The sequence below is a fragment of the Pseudomonas sp. SK genome (assembly GCF_012975065.1).
GTDB lineage: Bacteria > Pseudomonadota > Gammaproteobacteria > Pseudomonadales > Pseudomonadaceae > Aquipseudomonas > Aquipseudomonas anuradhapurensis.
Map to the genome: position 1 here is coordinate 2,141,957 of NZ_CP051857.1, position 16,038 is coordinate 2,157,994.

Sequence of the window (16,038 nt, forward strand, 5' to 3'; positions counted from 1 at the left end):
CGGTTTCCATAGGCAGCCTGGATGAATGTGGCGCGCTTCAGCGCGCCATCGTTGTTATCAGCGCCAGTAGACCGAGTCGGCCAGCGGCGTGCTTCGTTCAGGGCGACCTTGGGATGCCTGTTTCGACCGTTTCGGGCAGGCGCTACACCGCAAACACCACGCCGGTGCGTGAAGCGGCATTGCGAATGTGCTCGTGCATTGCCTTGTGCGCCGCAGCCTGCGAACGACGGCTCAGGGCGCGAAGGATCTTGCGGTGTTCCTGCCAGGTCTCCATGGCCCGCTCCGGGCGAATGAACGGCAGCTTCTGGCTTTCCAGGAAGATGTCCTGGCTGGCGGTGATCACCTGCAGCATGGCGTGGTTGCCACAGGCTTGCAGCAGCAACTGGTGGAAAGCGAAGTCCAGCTGGGCGGCGGCTTCGAAGCGGCCGGCACGAAGCTCCTGGCGCATCGCCTCGACATTTTCCTCAAGGCGGTCGATGTCGTCCGCCGTCAGCGCCAGTGCCGCCTGACCGGCGGCAAACCCTTCCAGGGCATAGCGCAGCTGGAAAGTGTCGCTGGCCGACACCTGTTCGGCGTAGGGCCAGGCGAACGCCGCGGGCGCCGGCACCTGGACGAACACACCCTTGCCCGGCTGGACGCTGACCAGGCCCAGGGCGCTGAGGGATGACAGGGCCTCGCGCAACGACGCCCGGCTGACCCCCAACTGCTCGGCCAGGTCGCGCTGCGAGGGCAGGGCATCGCCGGGCTGATAGGCACCTTCATCGATCAACTTGCGGATGCCTTGCAGGGCCTGTTCGGGGACGGCGCGGGGGAGGGTGTCGAGCATGCTGTTCAGACCGGTCGGAGGCGATGACCTTGGCTTTTTACGGCTATTGCCCGGTGCTGGCAAGTGTTGCGCCGCGCTGGCGCAAGCTGCAGCGGGGCTGCACAAAAGCGGGGCGTAGGCGTTTGGCCGTCCATCGGCGCCGGCTGACTGTTCAGACCAGTAAGACCGTGCAATGCCGCCCTTCTCCACGTTCGTGCAGGGGTGGCGGCCTTCGCTGGCATGCCCTGTGCACTGCCCAGCCGGCACCTTCCTTCCGTTGATTTCTGCGAGGCCGTTCGATGAAGACATTCCGCACCCTGTTCCTGGCCAGCCTGTTCTGCAGCGGCACCCTGGCACTGCCAACCGCCCAGGCCGATGCGCTGGCCGACATCAGCGCCCGTGGCGTGCTCAAAGTGGCAGTACCGCAGGACTTCCCACCGTTCGGCTCGGTCGGCCCCGACCTCAAGCCCCGTGGCCTGGACATCGATACCGCGCAGCTGTTGGCCGACAAACTGGGCGTAAAGCTGGCCCTGACCCCGGTGAACAGCACCAACCGCATCCCGTTCCTCACCACCGGCAAGGTCGACCTGGTGATTTCGAGCCTGGGCAAGAACCCCGAGCGTGCCGCGGTAATCGACTTCTCGCGCCCCTATGCGCCGTTCTACCTGGCAGTGTTCGGCCCGGCCGACGTGGACATCGCCGGCATCGACGCGGTCGCCGGCAAGACCATCAGCGTCACCCGCGGCTCGATCGAGGACATGGAACTCAGTGCCGTGGCGCCCAAGGGCGCGGTGATCAAGCGCTTCGAAGACAACAACTCGACCATCGCCGCCTACCTCTCCGGCCAGGTCGAATTGATCGCCAGTGGCAGCGTGGTGATGGCGGCCATCGCCGAGAAGAACCCGGCCAAGGTGCCGGTGGTCAAGGTCAAGCTCAAGGACTCGCCGGTCTACGTGGGCTTGGCCAAGCACGAGCCGGCGCTGCTGGAAAAGGTCAACGCCACGCTGGACGCCGCCAAGGCGGACGGCAGCCTGAACCGTAATGCCGAAAAATGGCTGAAGCAGCCGCTGCCGGCGGACCTCTGAGTGTTGCCTGGAGCCTGTCGACATGGCCTATGAATTCGACTTTGCCCCCGTGCTGGGCCAGGCCGACCTGTTGCTCAAGGGCGCCGGGTTCACCCTGCAGCTGACGGCGGTTGGCACCCTGCTGGGGGTGGCCATCGGCGTGCTGGGCGCCGGTGTGCGTGCCTGGCGCGTGCGGCCTTTCGATGCGTTGTTCGGGCTGTATGTGGAGCTGATCCGCAACACGCCGTTCATCGTCCAACTGTTTTTCATCTTTTTCGGCCTGCCGGCGCTGGGCCTGCGCCTGACCGAGTGGCAGGCGGCAGTGCTGGCCATGGTGATCAACCTGGGCGCCTATTCCACCGAAATCATCCGTGCCGGCATCCAGGCCATTCCCAAGGGCCAGCTGGAAGCGGCCGCAGCATTGGCCATGAGCCGCTTCGAAGCGTTCCGCCACGTGGTGCTGCAACCCGCGCTGGCCAAGGTCTGGCCGGCGCTGTCGAGCCAGATCGTGATCGTCATGCTGGGTTCGGCGGTGTGTTCGCAGATTGCCACCGAAGAGCTGTCATTCGCCGCCAACTTCATCCAGTCGCGCAACTTCCGCGCGTTCGAGACCTACTTGCTGACCACCGCGCTGTACCTGCTCATGGCCATCCTCCTGCGCCAGTTGCTGGCGTGGCTGGGGCAGCGCCTGTTGATGGGGAGACGCTGATGGATTTCACCTTCTGGGACATTCTGCGCAACCTGCTGATCGGCCTGCAATGGACCTTGCTGCTGTCGCTGGTGGCGTTCCTCTGCGGTGGTGCTGCCGGCTTGCTGGTGCTGGTCGCGCGGCTGTCCGGGCAGCGGCTGTGGCGCGGCCTGGCGCGCGGCTATATCGAGCTGTTCCAGGGCACGCCGCTGTTGATGCAGCTGTTCATGGTGTTTTTCGGGATCGCCCTGTTCGGCCTGGATGTGTCGGCATGGATGGCTGCGGCCATTGCCCTGACGCTGTTCACCAGTGCCTTTCTCGCCGAAATCTGGCGCGGTTGCGTCGAAGCGATCCCGCGTGGCCAGTGGGAAGCCTCCGGCAGCCTGGCGCTGAGCCGGCTGGAGCAGCTGCGCCACGTCATCCTGCCACAGGCGTTGCGTATCGCCGTGGCGCCGACCGTGGGCTTTTCGGTGCAGGTGGTCAAGGGCACGGCGGTCACTTCGATCATCGGTTTCACCGAGCTGACCAAGACCGGCGGCATGCTGGCCAATGCCACATTCGAACCCTTCATGGTCTACGGCCTGGTCGCGCTGGGCTATTTCATTCTCTGCTACCCGCTCTCGCTGAGCGCCCGTTACCTGGAAAGGAGGCTGCATGCCCCTGCTTAGAGTGTCTGCTTTGCACAAGTACTACGGCGACAACCACGTGCTCAAGGGCGTCGACCTCAGCATCGAAGAGGGTGAGGTGGTGGCCATCATCGGCCGCAGCGGCTCGGGCAAGAGTACCCTGCTGCGTACCCTCAATGGCCTGGAGTCGATCAGCGACGGGGTGATCGAGGTGGACGGGGAATACCTCGACGCCAGCCGCGCCGACCTGCGCGCCTTGCGCCAGAAGGTGGGCATGGTGTTCCAGCAGTTCAACTTGTTCCCACACCTGAGCGTGGGCGAGAACGTGATGTTGGCGCCGCAGGTGGTGAAGAAGGCCAGCCGCGCCGAAGCACGCCGCCTGGCCGAGCAGATGCTGGCGCGGGTGGGGCTGGCGGAGAAGTTCGATGCCTACCCCGACCGGCTCTCCGGTGGCCAGCAACAGCGCGTGGCGATCGCCCGCGCCCTGGCCATGTCACCGAAAGTGCTGCTGTGCGACGAGATCACCTCGGCGCTCGACCCCGAGCTGGTCAATGAAGTGCTCGGCGTGGTGCGCCAACTGGCCAGCGAAGGCATGACCCTGATCATGGTCACCCATGAGATGCGCTTCGCCCGTGAAGTGGGCGACAAGCTGGTGTTCATGCACCAGGGCAAGGTGCATGAAATGGGCAACCCGCGTGAGGTGTTCGCCGCGCCGCAAACAGCGGAGCTGGCCAACTTCATCGGGGCAGTGGCGTCGGCCTAGCTGCGTTTCATCGCACGCCGACTTTCCAGGGGGCATATTCCATCTCGCTGTAGCCCTTGGCCAAGCCATCATCTTCGGCCTTGAAGCCCGGCAGGTTGGCCAGGTCCAGTGTCATGCAACGGCTGTTCAGGCGGGCCTGCAGTTTGCCATCGAGGCGGAAATCGTCCGGCCGTAGCGGGTGAGGGTAGATCTGCACCAGGCAGCCTTGCACCTTGCCCTGGGCATTCGCCTGGTAATACACCGAGGCCCGGCCAATGCTGTCGACCGGCAGGTTGCCGAACAGCTGCTGCCAGAAGAACTCACGCTGCGCGTTGCTCCGGCGCCGTGCAGTGCCAGGTGCTTGGGCGGACGCCGGCAGCACCACCAACAGCGGCGCACGGATTTGCGCAGTACCGTTGTCCTCGCGCAGCGCCTGGGGCACCACGGGATAGATGGTGTTCCAGCATTGCGCCTCCACCACGCTGGCCAGTGACTTGAAGTCGGTGCGGATCAGTTCGGCAGGCAGTTGGTTTTCGTACCGCAGCGGCGCCCTGCTGGCTTTGCAACTGACCGGTGCAGAGGATGAGTCGAGTTCGACCTTCAGCATGACCACGCCGATTTGCGGGCCCGTATCAGCGGTGGCGATGCCCAGCTTCAACGCTTGCTGCATGTCGCTGACGAATGCCCGGCGAGCCAGTTTTTCCGCCTCGGAGGAGCGCTGGTGCTGGCAACCTGGCAACGCGATGAGTGTGGCGGCCACAAGTACGGGAAACAGCGTTCTGAACACAGGGACTTCCTTGATGAGGTATGAGCGAGCGTCTTGCCGCGTGAATGAAGACTCGCATTATCCGTCAGGACGGTTTGGGATTCTGTGTGGTTGTGTGTAGGAAGTGTCTTGTTCGGCGGTATCGGCGCCAGGCCGACACCGCCTTGTACATCAGAAACGCAGGTCCAGCGCCAGCTCGAAGGTACGTGGTGGCCCCATGTAGTACTGGCTGTTGTAAGCCTGCTTGGCATAGACCTCATCGGTCAGGTTGCGTACCCGTCCGGTCAGGCTGGTGGTTGCATCCAGCCGGTAACGGGCGAATACGCCGAACAGGGTGTAGGCCGGGGCCTTCAGGCTGTTGGCATTGTCGGCATACACCGAGCCCACGTAACGCCCGTCCGCGCCTACCGACCATGCTGGTGAAAGGCTGTAGGTCAGCCACAGGTTGGCGACGCTGGCCGGCACGTTCACCGGTGCATTGCCCTTGCGCGACACCGATACGCCGTTGACCGCCTCGTTGAATTCATCGTACTGGGCATCGACGTAGGCGTAGTTGGCTTCGGCCAGCAACTTGGGGGTGACCTGCAGGCGCCCGGACAACTCGATGCCGCGCGAAGTCTGCTGGCCGGCCTGGACCGTAAGGTTGGCGTCGTTGGCATCCCGCACGGCAAAGTCCTTGCGCACGATCTGGTACAGCGCCAGCGTGGTCGCGCCGCGCCCGTCGAGGAAGTCGAACTTGCTGCCTACTTCCCACTGCTCTCCCTTGGACAGGTCGAACAGGCCAACGTTGGAGTAAGTCGCTGCCGCCAGCGAACCGGCCGGCAAGTCGGCGGAGGTGCTGTACTGCGCATACACGCTGGCAGAGGGGGTCAGTGCGTAGGTCAGGCCGATACGCCCTGACAGCGGCTCCCAGCGCCGTTCGAAGTAGGCCGGCGAGGTTGGCGCTACCGGGCCGTAGTTGGTCACCTGCATGTCCAGGTAGTCGTAGCGCAATGCGCTCAGCAGGGCCAGGCGCTCGGTGAGTTGCAGGCGGTTTTCGGCAAACACGGCGCGGTTGCTGACCTCGTGGCGGCGCTGCTTGGTCAGGCCGGCGTTGACCCCGGGGAGGTCATCGAAGCTGCCGGGGGCGAAGTGCTCGGCATCGACCACGTCGCTCCAGCTGCTTGAGGTGGGGTACAGCGTCTGGCGCATGGTTGAGTATTCGAGCCCCAGCGACCACTGGCTGGTCAGGCCGAACAGCTGGTTGTCGTGGCGCAGCTCGATGCGGTTGCCCAACAGGTTGTGGTCGTGGCGTTGCAGGTAGGGGCTGCTGCGCCGGACCTTGCCATCGTCGGTGTAGCGGTAGCGTTCGAGGTTGCGGTAGTCGCGCTGGGCGTTGTAGTGGTACAGCGTGTTCTGCACGCTGGTGCTGTCGCTGAGCTGGTAATCGAGGATCGAACGCAGCCAGTGTACTCGCTGCTCATAGCGACCATCGCCGACGTTGTAGTTCTCGAAGCGGCGGCTGTTGTCGATTTTCATCGTGCTGCGCCCGGGCAGGATCGGCGAGCCCCAGTAAGGGCTGTCTTCGCGATCTTCCTGGTACTCCAGGGCCAGGGTGTGGGTGAGGTTGGGCGCGAGGTCGCTGAGCAGCGAGAATGCCAGGCTGTCGGTGTGCCGTTCATTGCGGTCGATGTAGCCGTTGCCGTGCCCGCGGCTGAAGTCCAGGCGCAGGAAATGGCGGGCATCGGCGGGGTTGCTGGCCAATGCCTGGTTGATGCCGAAGGCTATCTCGCTGTCGTCGAAGCTGCCGTAGCGGATCCGCCCGTCGACGGTGTGCTGGTCGCGGCTGGCCAGCTTGGTGAGGTAGTTGATCGAGCCACCCACCGCACCTGCGCCATGCAGGAACGACGACGGCCCGCCGATCAGTTCGACGCGATCGAGCACCCAGGCATCTACCGGGCGGGTGGCGCTGCTGTAGCCGAGGTTGATGCCGTTGTACAACTGGGTGACCTGGTTCTGGGTAAAGCCACGGTAGGCGACGAAGCCGCCAAAGCCGGGGTTGGCCGAGGCGTTCACCCCGGTCATGGCGTTGAGCACCTCCTGGCTGTCCCGGGCACCGCGTTCTTCGATCAGGCGGCGGTCCGAGACACTGACCGAGGCGGGCGTTTCCCGGGCGGTGAGGCCGAGGCGAGAGCCGGTGCGGATCGGCTCGTCCAGTTGCACGCCGCTGGCGGCGTCGCGGTCACCGTCGATGGTGGTGACGCTGAGTTCCAGGGGGGCGGTGTCCGCCCAGGCAAGGCTGCAGGTGCCCATGAAGAGCAGCAGGGAAGTATGGCGAAGCATGTTGGCAGGTTTTCCACGCAAAGGTCATGGCTGACCGCGGGCGCGCCGGCAGGCGCGCCCGGTTGGGGTCAGGCGAAATGAATAGCTGCTGCGGGGAAAACATCGGGGGGAGCGCGAGGGGTGAGGGCTGGGCGCAGGTGACGTGGCGGCGGTTGCGCCCAGCTGCGTATCACCATGGGCGAAGTGGCCACGGCCTGGGCCGGGGTGAACGACCAGCCGCCACTGTTGAGCGGCACGGCCAGGCCGAACGAGGAGCACACCGGGCAGTCGAGCTGGGCCATGTGCTGGTCGCCGCCAGTGCCCTCGAGGTCGATGGCCATGCCGTGCTCGCCGTCGAGCGCACAGAAACTGCCTTGCAGGCCCGCCAGGCGCAGGCCGCCCATCTGGCCATGGTGCAGGCCGCACAAGGCCAGGCTGAACAGGACGCTGGCGTAGAGCGTCCAGGCAGTCAGCAGGCGAATGTGGCGGGTGGTTTTCATGGCGCGAATCTACCACCCGGATGAACGGTCGGGTAGCGCTTTTGCGTGCGATGCCTGAGCGCTGTCCTGCAACCTTGATCAGTGCAAGATGTCAGGCAATGACAACCCGGTTGCGTCCCTCCTGCTTGGCCCGGTAAAGCGCCCGGTCGGCGGCACTCAGCACATACCCTGGCTCGCCACCAGCCTCGCCTTCCCAGTGCGCCACTCCCAGCGAAATCGTCACCGCACCTACTGGCTCGACCGGGGTATCCTGCACCGTCACCCGTAGCCGCTCGGCCACTACCGCCGCCACGTCCGGGCTGGCCCCGGGCAACAGCATCAGAAACTCCTCACCGCCGGTACGGCACAGCAGGTCACCTTCCCGGCAGCAGCGGCGCATCAACTCCGCCAGCCGGCGCAGGACCTGGTCGCCAACTTCGTGGCCATGGTTGTCATTGACCCGCTTGAAATGGTCGATATCCAGCACGATGGCGGCAAACGGCCGCCCTTCGGCCTCCAGCAGTGACAAGCTGAACTCCAGGCTGCGGCGGTTGCCCAGGCCGGTCAGCGGGTCGGTCTGGGCGTCACGGTTGAGCCGGCCGATGCGCTCATGCAGCAAGTTGAGGCCGAACAGCAGTGCGCGTTTGAGCTGCGCTGCCTCGAAGTACCAGGCCGATACCCGATGCAGGCGCTCGGCGGTGCCGGCGCGGTCCATCGAGCGCGCGCCGGCGGCCAGTTGCCACAGTGGCCGGGCAATGATCATGGCCAGCCACCACAGCAGCAGGCTGCCTACCAGGGCCAAGGGTACCGAGATACCCACCACGTTCAGGATCAGCCGGTTCAACGGCGCTACGGTCTGCGCCAGTGGCTGCTGCGCCACCACCCCCCAGCCGGCGCTGGGCACGGTGGCGAAACCGGCAACCATGGCCACACCGTGGCTGTTGGTCAGCTGGCGGGTGCCATTGCCCAGGGTCGCCAGCTGGTCGATCAAGGCATTGCCTTCAACCACTTTGCCCACCCGTTGGCCATCGGGGTGATAGAGCAGGCGACGGTTGCGGTCGACCACGTACAGGTACGAACCGTCCTTGTAGAAATGTTCGCCCAGCAGGCTGTTGAGGATGTTGCGCTCACGCAGGTACAGGCTACCCCCCACGTACCCCAGGTAGCGACCGTTGCTGTCGAGAATCGGGTGCGACAAGGCCACCACCAGGTTGTTGGCCGCCGACATGTAGGGCGTCGACACCAGTGGGCTACGCGCCTGCAATGCTTCCTGGACACCAGGCGAATGCATGCGGCTACCGACCAGATGCCGCAGCGGCGCAGGGGAAATGGCCAGCAGCACGCCGTTGGCATCGAGCACGAAGGTGGAGTTGAAGGCCATGCTCTGGCTCAGCACACGTTCTGTTTCAGCCTGCAGCGCCTGGGCGTCACCCAGCTGCCGCGCTTGCACGCCGGCACTGAACGACAGCTGTTGCTGGGCATTGCTGATGAAGGTTTCGGTAATGCTGGCCAGCTTCGTCGCATACACCCGGTTGGCTTCCAGGGCGTGGTCGATCAGCAACTGGCGCTGCACCCGGTAGCTGGCAAAATAGCTGGCGCACAGCATGACCAAGGCGGTAAGGGCGCAGAGCACCAGGATGAGGGTGCGTAGATCCAGGCGCAATCCGTGCTTGCTGTTTGGCAATCCTGACCTCGAATAATGGAATAAGCATCTACGAAATAGGAATAACCTTACGCGTTATGCACGCGATGGGAAACCGTATTCACGAGCCTGCCTTTTCCAGCGCATCGAGTTCGTCTTCCACCTGCTGCATGCGCTGCTCGGCCAGAGCCTGGACGTTGACGTCGCGGGCCGTTTCGCGCATCAGTGCAGTGAGCTTCTCGCCCAGGCGCTTGCCGGCTTCGGTGTCTTCCAGGGCGCGGGCCTTGGCCGGGTCATGGGTGGCCTCGACGATGGTGGCGAACTCGGCATCGCTGAAGTTCTTTTCGCTGTACAGCCGGAACAGGTCCTGGCGCTGGTCTTCGACGGTCAGGTGCTTGCGTAGCACATCCTCGATGGCCGCCTGCGACAGCTGCGGGTGCCTGCGGCCGAGCAGCACGGCCATGCGCTCGATGTTGTGCGTATAGGCATCCTGCAGGGGCAGCTGGGCCAGAATCTGTTGTTCACGCGAGGGCTTCTGGTCGCAGGCGGTGAGGGCGGCAGTCAGCAGCAGGGGCAACAGCAACGTGAGGAAGCGAGGCATGGCGTGGCCTGGTCGGGCAATGATAGCGGGGATTATACCGACGTCAGCCGGGCCACGACGACCCATCCTTTGCCTTCGTCTGCCGTTGTTGCTGCGTTGCGGTTCAGAAAACGCCTACAAAGGCCCTGGGTTGATGATCCACGCGTTCATTTCCAAACCTGCCCGCCTTGCTTACCTTCCGGGTGCACGGATTGTTCACTGCACCAAGGGAGACTCGGCATGCCACACCTGGCCCTGTACAAACTCAAACTGCTGGACGAGTTCGAAGACCGCAGAGACCTGTGGACCTTCGGTGATTTCGAGAACCGGTTGATGGACCTGTGGCGTGGTGCGACTTACCACGACGCCAAGAGCATCATCAATGCAGCGCACAAGGAGCGGCGTTGGCCTAGGACGGTGAAGCGCTACCTGCTGACCAACTACCAGGCATTTGGCAATGTCAGTGCCGAGCTTGAGCGTACGTTCGCCGAGGTGGTAGCGGCGATGAATGCGCAGGAGCGGGCGCAGTGGGGCTTGCAGCCTGTCGGCAGTTCGGTCGCCTGAGCGCTCCCGGGGCTGCCTGGCAGCCCCGATTCGGTTGATGCGGTCGATCAGAGCGCACCCGACAACGGCCATTCCACGGCCAAGCGGATCTGGTCCCCGTCCAGTTCCGCCTGGGCGGTATTGCCTCGATGCAGGTTGTGCCTTAGCGAAAACGCGGTGCCTTTGGCCTTGCCACTCTGCACCACATAGCGCGCTTCCAGGTCGCGCTCCCAGTGTTTGCCACCCTTGCCATAGCCCAGGTAGGCGTAACCGCCCGCCGGGTCGACATGCGTGCCATCGATATCGAAACCGCGCACATACAACGCCGTCAGGTTCAGACCCGGCATGCCATAGGCGCCCATGTTCAGGTCATAACGTGCCTGCCACGACTTCTCGTTGGGCGCGTTGAAGTCCGACATCTGCACCGCGTTGGCCAGGTAGATCGCCCCGCGCGTCACGTAATCGAATGGCGTGTCGCCATGCACCTGCTGCCAGCCCAGGCTGAAACCGTGCGGCCCCTGGTCGTAGCGCGAGACCAGGCTCCAGGTGGTGTTGTCGATGCGCCCGGACAGCGCCTTGCCGGTGTCGGTGGTGCGGTACAGGTTGAGGTCCAGGCTGAGGCTGCGGCGTTCATCCAGGGCGTGGCTGAAGGTGCTGCCCAGGTAATGCTGGTTCCAGCTGTCCTGGTAGCGTGAGCTGTACAGGCTGCCGCGGAAAGCAGCACCCGGGTCCCACACCACGCCAGCCAGGTCGAAGCTGTTGCCCTGGCGGCCGTTGGAGTAGTTCACCACGAAGCCCTGGTCGTGGCTGGAGGCATTGCGGTCGGTGTCCTCGGTGAAATGCCCGGCCACCAGCTTGAGGTTGTCGAGTTCACTACTGGTGAGCAACAGGCCGCTGACGGTCTCGGGTAGCAGGCGGCTGTCGGAGGCGCTGAACACCGGGGTCTTGACCCTTTGCTCGCCGTAGGACAGCACGGTATCGGACATTCGCAGTTTCAGTGCTGCGCCGGCACGGCTGTAATCGCTCTTGGGGTGCCCGGCGTTATCGACCGCGAGCAGGCGCGCCTTGCCCGCGCGCCCACCACCACTGTCAAGCTGCACGCCCAGGTAGGCGTGGGCGTCGACCCCGACGCCGATCAGCCCTTGGGTGAAACCGGACTGCAAGGTCGCCATCAGGCCATAGGCCCACTCCTCAGCCTTGCCGTTACGTTCATTGCGCGGCTTGTAGGCATTGCGCGCTGCGCTGTTGCGCCCACCGTGCTTGTAGTCGCGCTGGTCGAATACGCTGCGGTTGAGCAGGCTCCAGCTGCCATCCTCAACCCAGCCGTTGCTCTGCGATTGCGCGGATTCGGCCAGCGCGGTCGGGGCTAGCAGGGCGCTGGCGAGCAGCAGGGCAAGAGGGCGCGACATGGGTGGAACTTCCTGTTCAGGGGGTGCGAAAACGCAGGATGCGTGCACCGTCGAAGGGGTCGATGAGGTAATGGGCGTGCACGCCGAAGGTGCTCAGCAGGCGTTCCGCGGTCAGCACCTCGGCTGGCTTGCCGAGGGCAACCAGGCGGCCCTGGTCGAGCACTGCCAGGCGGTCGCAGGTGAGCGCCTGGTTGAGGTCATGCAGCGCCACCAGAGTGGTCACCGGCAAGGCTTGCACCTGTTGCAGCAGGCTCAGCTGGTGCTGGATATCCAGGTGGTTGGTCGGCTCGTCCAGCAGCAATACCTGTGGCCGCTGTGCCAGGGCACGGGCGATATGCACGCGCTGGCGCTCGCCACCGGACAGCGAACCCCACAGGCGCGTACGCAGGTGCAGCGCATCGAGGTCAGCCAGGGCCTGCTCGACGATCGCGTGGTCGTCCGGCGAGAACGGCGCCAATGCCGACAGCCAGGGGGTGCGGCCCAGGGCAACGGCGTCGAACACGCTGATCGCATCGAGGGTGTCGGCCTGCTGTTCGACCAGCGCCAGGGCCTGGGCGATACGCCGACGGGGCAACCGCGCCAGCGCTTCGCCGAGCAACTGCACGCTGCCGCTGGCTGGCTTGCGCAGCCCGGCCAGCACTTTCAGCAATGAGGACTTGCCGGAGCCGTTGGGGCCGACGATGCCCAGCGTCTCGCCGGCGATCAGGTGCAGGTCTATCTCGTGCAACACGGCATTGCCAGCCAACTGCAGGCCCAGCCCCTGGCAACTCAGCGGCGAGAGGTTCACCGCGGTCATGGCGGTCATGGGCGCCCCCGACGGCTGACCAGGATCAACGCGAACACCGGTGCGCCGATCAGTGCGGTGACCACCCCCACGGGGATGACCTGGCCAGGGATCAGGGTGCGCGACAGGATGTCCGCGGCAATCAGGAACAATGCGCCACCCAGCGCGCTGGCGGGCAGCAGGCGGCTGTGCCCCGGGCCGAGCAGCAGGCGCAGCGCATGGGGGATCACCAGCCCGACGAAGCCGATGGCGCCGACGATCGACACCATGACCGCGGTGACCAGCGCTGCGCAGCTGATCAGCAGCAACTGGGTACGCCGCACCGGTATGCCCAGCGATGCCGCCGAGTCGGCACCGAAGGTGAACGCATCCAGCGTGCGCCGGTGCCACAGGCACACCAGCAAGCCGAACACCGCCACGGGCACGGCCAGCCACACCGAAGGCCAGCGTACGCCACTGAGGTTGCCCAGAAGCCAGAACAGGATGCCGCGCGCCTGCTCGGCAGTGGCCGACATGGTAATGAGCAAGGCGGTGAGGGCGTTGAACAGTTGCGAACCGGCGATGCCGGCGAGGATCACCTGGGCGTTGTTGGCGCCGCTGCCGGCCGCGCGAGCCAGGACCAGCACCAGGGCGAACGCCGCCAGGGCACCGATGAAAGCACCGCCGGACATGCTCAACGCCAGGCTGCCGAAGCCCAGCAGGCCGACCATTACAGCCCCGGTCGAGGCGCCAGCAGACAACCCCAGCAGGTACGGTTCGGCCAATGGGTTGCGCAACAGCGCCTGGAGGATCACGCCGCAGGTGGCCAGGCCGGCGCCGCAGGCTGCGGCAACCAGGGTGCGGGTGAGGCGATAGTTCCAGACGATCCCGGCGTCGATCGGGTCGACCGGGTAACCGGCCTGCCACAGCTGGTTGGCCAGAACCTGGGCGACCACAGCAGGTGCCAGGTTGCTCTCGCCAATGGCGGTACCGGCCAGCACGGCTACCAGCAGTGCCGCCAGGGCCACCGTGATGGACAATGACAAGCGCATGATCACTGGCCTGGGTTGCCGCTGGCGAAGGCGGCCGCCAAGGTCTGCAGGCCGCTGAACAGGCGGATGCCGGCCTGCATGGCATCGGCATCGAGGACGATGATGCGGTTGTGCTTCACCGCTTCCATGTTGCGGGTTACCGGGTCGCTGCGCAGAAACGCCAGCTTCTTCTGGTAATCGTCGGCAGGGTAGCGGCGGCGGTCCATGCGGGCAATGATCAGCCAGGTGGGGTTGGCCTTGGCCAGGGTTTCCCAGCCGACGGTGGGCCATTCTTCGGTGGACGTGACGACGTTGCGCACGCCGAGGGTGCGCAGCATGAAATCGGCAACGCCCTGGCGGCCCGCTACATAGGGCGCGATGCCCAGGTCGGCGCTGGAAAACCAGAACAGCGCCGAGGTGCTGGCCAAGTCCTTGCCGGCCAGCTGTGCCTTGGCGCTGTCCAGGCGGCCCTTGAGCTCGGCGTTGAGGGCGCTGCCGCGCGCCTGCACGTCGAAGATCTCGGCCAGCTGGCTGATGCTTTTGTAGATACTGTCGACCTGGAACGCCTGCAGGCGGGTACCGTCGGCGCCGACCAGGTTGTCCTTGCCTTCGCAGTCCGATGGCAGCAGGTAGGTGGGGATCTGCAGCTCGTCGAACTGTTCGCGGGTGGCCACCGCGCCCTGGGCACCGACCATCCATTCGAACTGCACCGCGACCAGTTGCGGGCGCTTGCCAACCACTGCCTCGAAGCTGGGCTCGTTGTTGGCCAGGCGCGGTACCTTGGCATCCTGTGCCTGGTACTCGGGCAGCACGTTGTTGAACCACAGTGAAGTGCCTGCCAGCCTGTCGCCCAGCCCCAGTGCGTAGAGCATCTCGGTACTGGCCTGGCCAATGGTGACGGCGCGTTCCGGTGCCTGGGCGAAGGTCTGCGGCTTGCCGCAGTTGTCAATCGTCAGCGGGTAATGGGTCGCTGCGGCCTGCGCCAGGCCGGTGAGGCCGAGGCCGGCGAGCAGGGTGGCAAAACGGGGCAGCATGCTGGGCGATCTCCTATCGGACAGTTCTGGTGAGGAACACACGGACAGGCATCGCCGAGCCCTGCGGCAGCAGGGCAACACAGATGGCCAATCCCGGACACCCCGCCGGTTGGTGAATGTAGGCCGGCAGGTCTCCTGACTGGTGCGTCATGGCCTGGCTCCGGCCTTCCCGGGGTAGACCCAGTGGCATCGTTGGAGCAGGCTCGGCACCTACAGTTGCGGGGGCAGTTCCGTTTGGCCCGTTTGCTTGGGCCTGGGATTCCCTATTGATTCCGTGATGGAAACCGGCGGCCGGCATGGTAGACCATCGCGCCGCCGGCTGAAAACGCTTTTCACAAGTACTTCAGCCAGGCCAGGTCGCGCCGCCGCGCCTTCAGCCGGGCGAACCAGCGCACTGGCAGGTACAGCGAAAACGCCAACAGCAGTGCCCCCAGCCACACGGCGGTGATGCTGTCGAAACCGAAGTAGTCACCTTGATTGCGGCCATACAGCGCCACGCTGGCCAGGTACAGCAGCTTCAGCACATACAGGTGCAACAAGTAGAAAAACATCGGTGCCGCGCCGAACACCGCCAGGCCATTGATCCAGCGCGCCTGCCCGGCGCGTTCGAAGGCGCGCAGCAACAGCAGGCCACAGCCCAGGGTCAGTGCCAGGAACAGCAGCGACGGTGGGTACTTGGTGATGTTGAAGAAGCTCATCAGGGTTTGCGTAAGGGCGGGGTAGACGCTCCACGGTGCATCGCCGTAGCCGTTGAACAGGCGCAGCGCGACAAAGCCCAGCAAGGCGGCCAGGCCGGCCAGCAGCAAGCGTTGCTGGCGCTGAGTGTCATCACTGTTGCGGGCGAACCACGGGCCCAGGCCATAGCCCAGGGCGATCACGCCGAGCCACGGCAGAACCGGGTAGGAGGTGCGCAGGCGCAGGTTGTCGGAGAGTTCCAGCCAGCCGCGATCATGCAGGATCGCCCAAGGCACATGCAGCGCCGATCCGACTTCGAAGTGCACAGTGTCGAGCAGGTTATGGCCGGCGATGAGGGTTGCACCCAGGGCGATCAGTACGCCACGTGGCAGCCAGACCAGCAGCGACAAGACCATCATGCTGATACCAATGGCCCAGATTACCTGTAGGTAGATGACGCTGGGCGGCAGCTGGAAGGTCCAGGCGAAGTTGACCAGGGTGAACTCCAACACCACCAGGAACAGCCCGCGTTTGAACAGGAATGCCGAGACGTCGCTGCGGCCCTGATGCTTTTCGCCGTACAGCCAGGCCGACAGGCCGGTCAGCAGGACGAACACCGGGGCGCACAGGTGGGCCAGGGTGCGGCTGAAGAACAGCGCGGGCTCGGTGGCGTCGATGGCCATCGGGTCGCTGACCTGGCGATGCAGGAAAAAGGTTTCGCGTACGTGGTCAAGAAGCATGAACAGGATCACCAGGCCGCGCAGGGCATCGATGCTCTGCAGGCGCTGGGTGAGCAGGGTGGGGGTGGCACTGGCGCTTGTCATGGCGGGTCGCTGCTAGGAATGAATGTCAAATGAAACGTTATCTTATAACTAAAAATTCCCGGTTGG

The 16,038-nt window shown here is 64.9% G+C and carries 16 protein-coding genes and 1 riboswitch; of the genes, 5 read left to right on the forward strand and 11 right to left on the reverse strand.

Translation table 11 applies throughout. The annotated features are described in order from the left end of the window. Positions 1-142: 142 nt before the first annotated feature. Entirely contained in the window at positions 143-826 is a 684-nt protein-coding gene (locus tag HG549_RS09810; protein WP_170029299.1) for a FadR/GntR family transcriptional regulator, read from the reverse strand. A gap of 278 nt (positions 827-1,104) precedes the next feature. Between HG549_RS09810 and HG549_RS09815 the strand changes: the two genes are divergently transcribed. From HG549_RS09815 to HG549_RS09830, 4 genes are read left to right on the forward strand one after another with little or no spacing between them, the layout of a single operon-like run. Further along, entirely contained in the window at positions 1,105-1,890 is a 786-nt protein-coding gene (locus HG549_RS09815; protein ID WP_170029300.1) for a transporter substrate-binding domain-containing protein, read from the forward strand. Between the two features lie 22 nt (positions 1,891-1,912). After that, a complete protein-coding gene (locus HG549_RS09820) occupies positions 1,913-2,578 on the forward strand; it encodes an amino acid ABC transporter permease (protein WP_170029301.1) in 666 nt (221 codons plus the stop codon). Further along, a complete protein-coding gene (locus HG549_RS09825; RefSeq protein ID WP_170034128.1) occupies positions 2,575-3,225 on the forward strand; it encodes an amino acid ABC transporter permease in 651 nt (216 codons plus the stop codon). The genes HG549_RS09820 and HG549_RS09825 overlap by 4 nt, the downstream gene beginning before the upstream one ends. Next, complete coding sequence (locus HG549_RS09830) at positions 3,212-3,946, forward strand: amino acid ABC transporter ATP-binding protein (protein WP_170029302.1); 735 nt, start codon at positions 3,212-3,214, stop codon at positions 3,944-3,946. The genes HG549_RS09825 and HG549_RS09830 overlap by 14 nt, the downstream gene beginning before the upstream one ends. 7 nt (positions 3,947-3,953) lie before the next feature. Here the strand turns inward: HG549_RS09830 and HG549_RS09835 are convergent, their stop codons facing one another. The 5 genes from HG549_RS09835 to HG549_RS09855 all read right to left on the reverse strand — a co-directional run bounded on the left by HG549_RS09835 (position 3,954) and on the right by HG549_RS09855 (position 9,714). Continuing rightward, entirely contained in the window at positions 3,954-4,712 is a 759-nt protein-coding gene (locus HG549_RS09835; protein ID WP_170029303.1) for a hypothetical protein, read from the reverse strand. Between the two features lie 150 nt (positions 4,713-4,862). After that, positions 4,863-7,013, reverse strand: coding sequence for a TonB-dependent siderophore receptor (locus tag HG549_RS09840; RefSeq protein WP_170029304.1), 2,151 nt, complete (start codon positions 7,011-7,013; stop codon positions 4,863-4,865). Between the two features lie 68 nt (positions 7,014-7,081). Continuing rightward, positions 7,082-7,492 (reverse strand): DUF2946 family protein, encoded by a 411-nt coding sequence (locus HG549_RS09845; protein WP_170029305.1) that lies wholly within the window; start codon positions 7,490-7,492, stop codon positions 7,082-7,084. Positions 7,493-7,583: 91 nt separating this feature from the next. Next, positions 7,584-9,155, reverse strand: a complete 1,572-nt coding sequence (locus tag HG549_RS09850; protein WP_170029306.1) for a sensor domain-containing diguanylate cyclase — start codon at positions 9,153-9,155, stop codon at positions 7,584-7,586. 79 nt (positions 9,156-9,234) lie between these two features. Beyond that, entirely contained in the window at positions 9,235-9,714 is a 480-nt protein-coding gene (locus HG549_RS09855; RefSeq protein ID WP_170029307.1) for a hypothetical protein, read from the reverse strand. A 219-nt stretch (positions 9,715-9,933) separates the two neighbouring features. On the opposite strand from HG549_RS09855, the gene HG549_RS09860 reads away from it, so the two are divergent. After that, entirely contained in the window at positions 9,934-10,257 is a 324-nt protein-coding gene (locus HG549_RS09860; protein WP_170029308.1) for a hypothetical protein, read from the forward strand. Between the two features lie 47 nt (positions 10,258-10,304). Here HG549_RS09860 and HG549_RS09865 read toward each other — a convergent pair whose 3' ends face one another. From HG549_RS09865 to HG549_RS09885, 5 genes are all read right to left on the reverse strand, one after another. Further along, positions 10,305-11,645 carry an OprD family porin gene (locus HG549_RS09865; protein WP_170029309.1) on the reverse strand — a complete coding sequence of 447 codons (1,341 nt, stop codon included), beginning with the start codon at positions 11,643-11,645 and terminating at the stop codon, positions 10,305-10,307. A gap of 16 nt (positions 11,646-11,661) precedes the next feature. Beyond that, positions 11,662-12,450 carry an ABC transporter ATP-binding protein gene (locus tag HG549_RS09870; RefSeq protein ID WP_170029310.1) on the reverse strand — a complete coding sequence of 263 codons (789 nt, stop codon included), beginning with the start codon at positions 12,448-12,450 and terminating at the stop codon, positions 11,662-11,664. Further along, complete coding sequence (locus HG549_RS09875) at positions 12,447-13,460, reverse strand: iron ABC transporter permease (RefSeq protein ID WP_170029311.1); 1,014 nt, start codon at positions 13,458-13,460, stop codon at positions 12,447-12,449. Before HG549_RS09875 ends, HG549_RS09870 begins: the two co-directional genes overlap by 4 nt. 2 nt (positions 13,461-13,462) lie before the next feature. Continuing rightward, positions 13,463-14,473 carry an ABC transporter substrate-binding protein gene (locus tag HG549_RS09880; protein WP_170029312.1) on the reverse strand — a complete coding sequence of 337 codons (1,011 nt, stop codon included), beginning with the start codon at positions 14,471-14,473 and terminating at the stop codon, positions 13,463-13,465. 107 nt (positions 14,474-14,580) lie between these two features. After that, a riboswitch (cobalamin riboswitch) is annotated at positions 14,581-14,777 on the reverse strand. A gap of 28 nt (positions 14,778-14,805) precedes the next feature. After that, complete coding sequence (locus HG549_RS09885; RefSeq protein WP_170029313.1) at positions 14,806-15,972, reverse strand: DUF1624 domain-containing protein; 1,167 nt, start codon at positions 15,970-15,972, stop codon at positions 14,806-14,808. Positions 15,973-16,038 lie beyond the last annotated feature (66 nt).

What these genes read in the sequence shown, in the direction of transcription:
- HG549_RS09810 (WP_170029299.1), bottom strand. Translation starts at nt 826, where the DNA reads ATGCTCGACACCCTCCCCCGCGCCGTCCCCGAACAGGCCCTGCAAGGC.
- HG549_RS09880 (WP_170029312.1), bottom strand. Translation starts at nt 14,473, where the DNA reads ATGCTGCCCCGTTTTGCCACCCTGCTCGCCGGCCTCGGCCTCACCGGC.
- HG549_RS09840 (WP_170029304.1), bottom strand. Translation starts at nt 7,013, where the DNA reads ATGCTTCGCCATACTTCCCTGCTGCTCTTCATGGGCACCTGCAGCCTT.
- HG549_RS09885 (WP_170029313.1), bottom strand. Translation starts at nt 15,972, where the DNA reads ATGACAAGCGCCAGTGCCACCCCCACCCTGCTCACCCAGCGCCTGCAG.
- HG549_RS09855 (WP_170029307.1), bottom strand. Translation starts at nt 9,714, where the DNA reads ATGCCTCGCTTCCTCACGTTGCTGTTGCCCCTGCTGCTGACTGCCGCC.
- HG549_RS09865 (WP_170029309.1), bottom strand. Translation starts at nt 11,645, where the DNA reads ATGTCGCGCCCTCTTGCCCTGCTGCTCGCCAGCGCCCTGCTAGCCCCG.
- HG549_RS09870 (WP_170029310.1), bottom strand. Translation starts at nt 12,450, where the DNA reads ATGACCGCCATGACCGCGGTGAACCTCTCGCCGCTGAGTTGCCAGGGG.
- HG549_RS09830 (WP_170029302.1), top strand. Translation starts at nt 3,212, where the DNA reads ATGCCCCTGCTTAGAGTGTCTGCTTTGCACAAGTACTACGGCGACAAC.
- HG549_RS09845 (WP_170029305.1), bottom strand. Translation starts at nt 7,492, where the DNA reads ATGAAAACCACCCGCCACATTCGCCTGCTGACTGCCTGGACGCTCTAC.
- HG549_RS09875 (WP_170029311.1), bottom strand. Translation starts at nt 13,460, where the DNA reads ATGCGCTTGTCATTGTCCATCACGGTGGCCCTGGCGGCACTGCTGGTA.
- HG549_RS09820 (WP_170029301.1), top strand. Translation starts at nt 1,913, where the DNA reads ATGGCCTATGAATTCGACTTTGCCCCCGTGCTGGGCCAGGCCGACCTG.
- HG549_RS09860 (WP_170029308.1), top strand. Translation starts at nt 9,934, where the DNA reads ATGCCACACCTGGCCCTGTACAAACTCAAACTGCTGGACGAGTTCGAA.
- HG549_RS09815 (WP_170029300.1), top strand. Translation starts at nt 1,105, where the DNA reads ATGAAGACATTCCGCACCCTGTTCCTGGCCAGCCTGTTCTGCAGCGGC.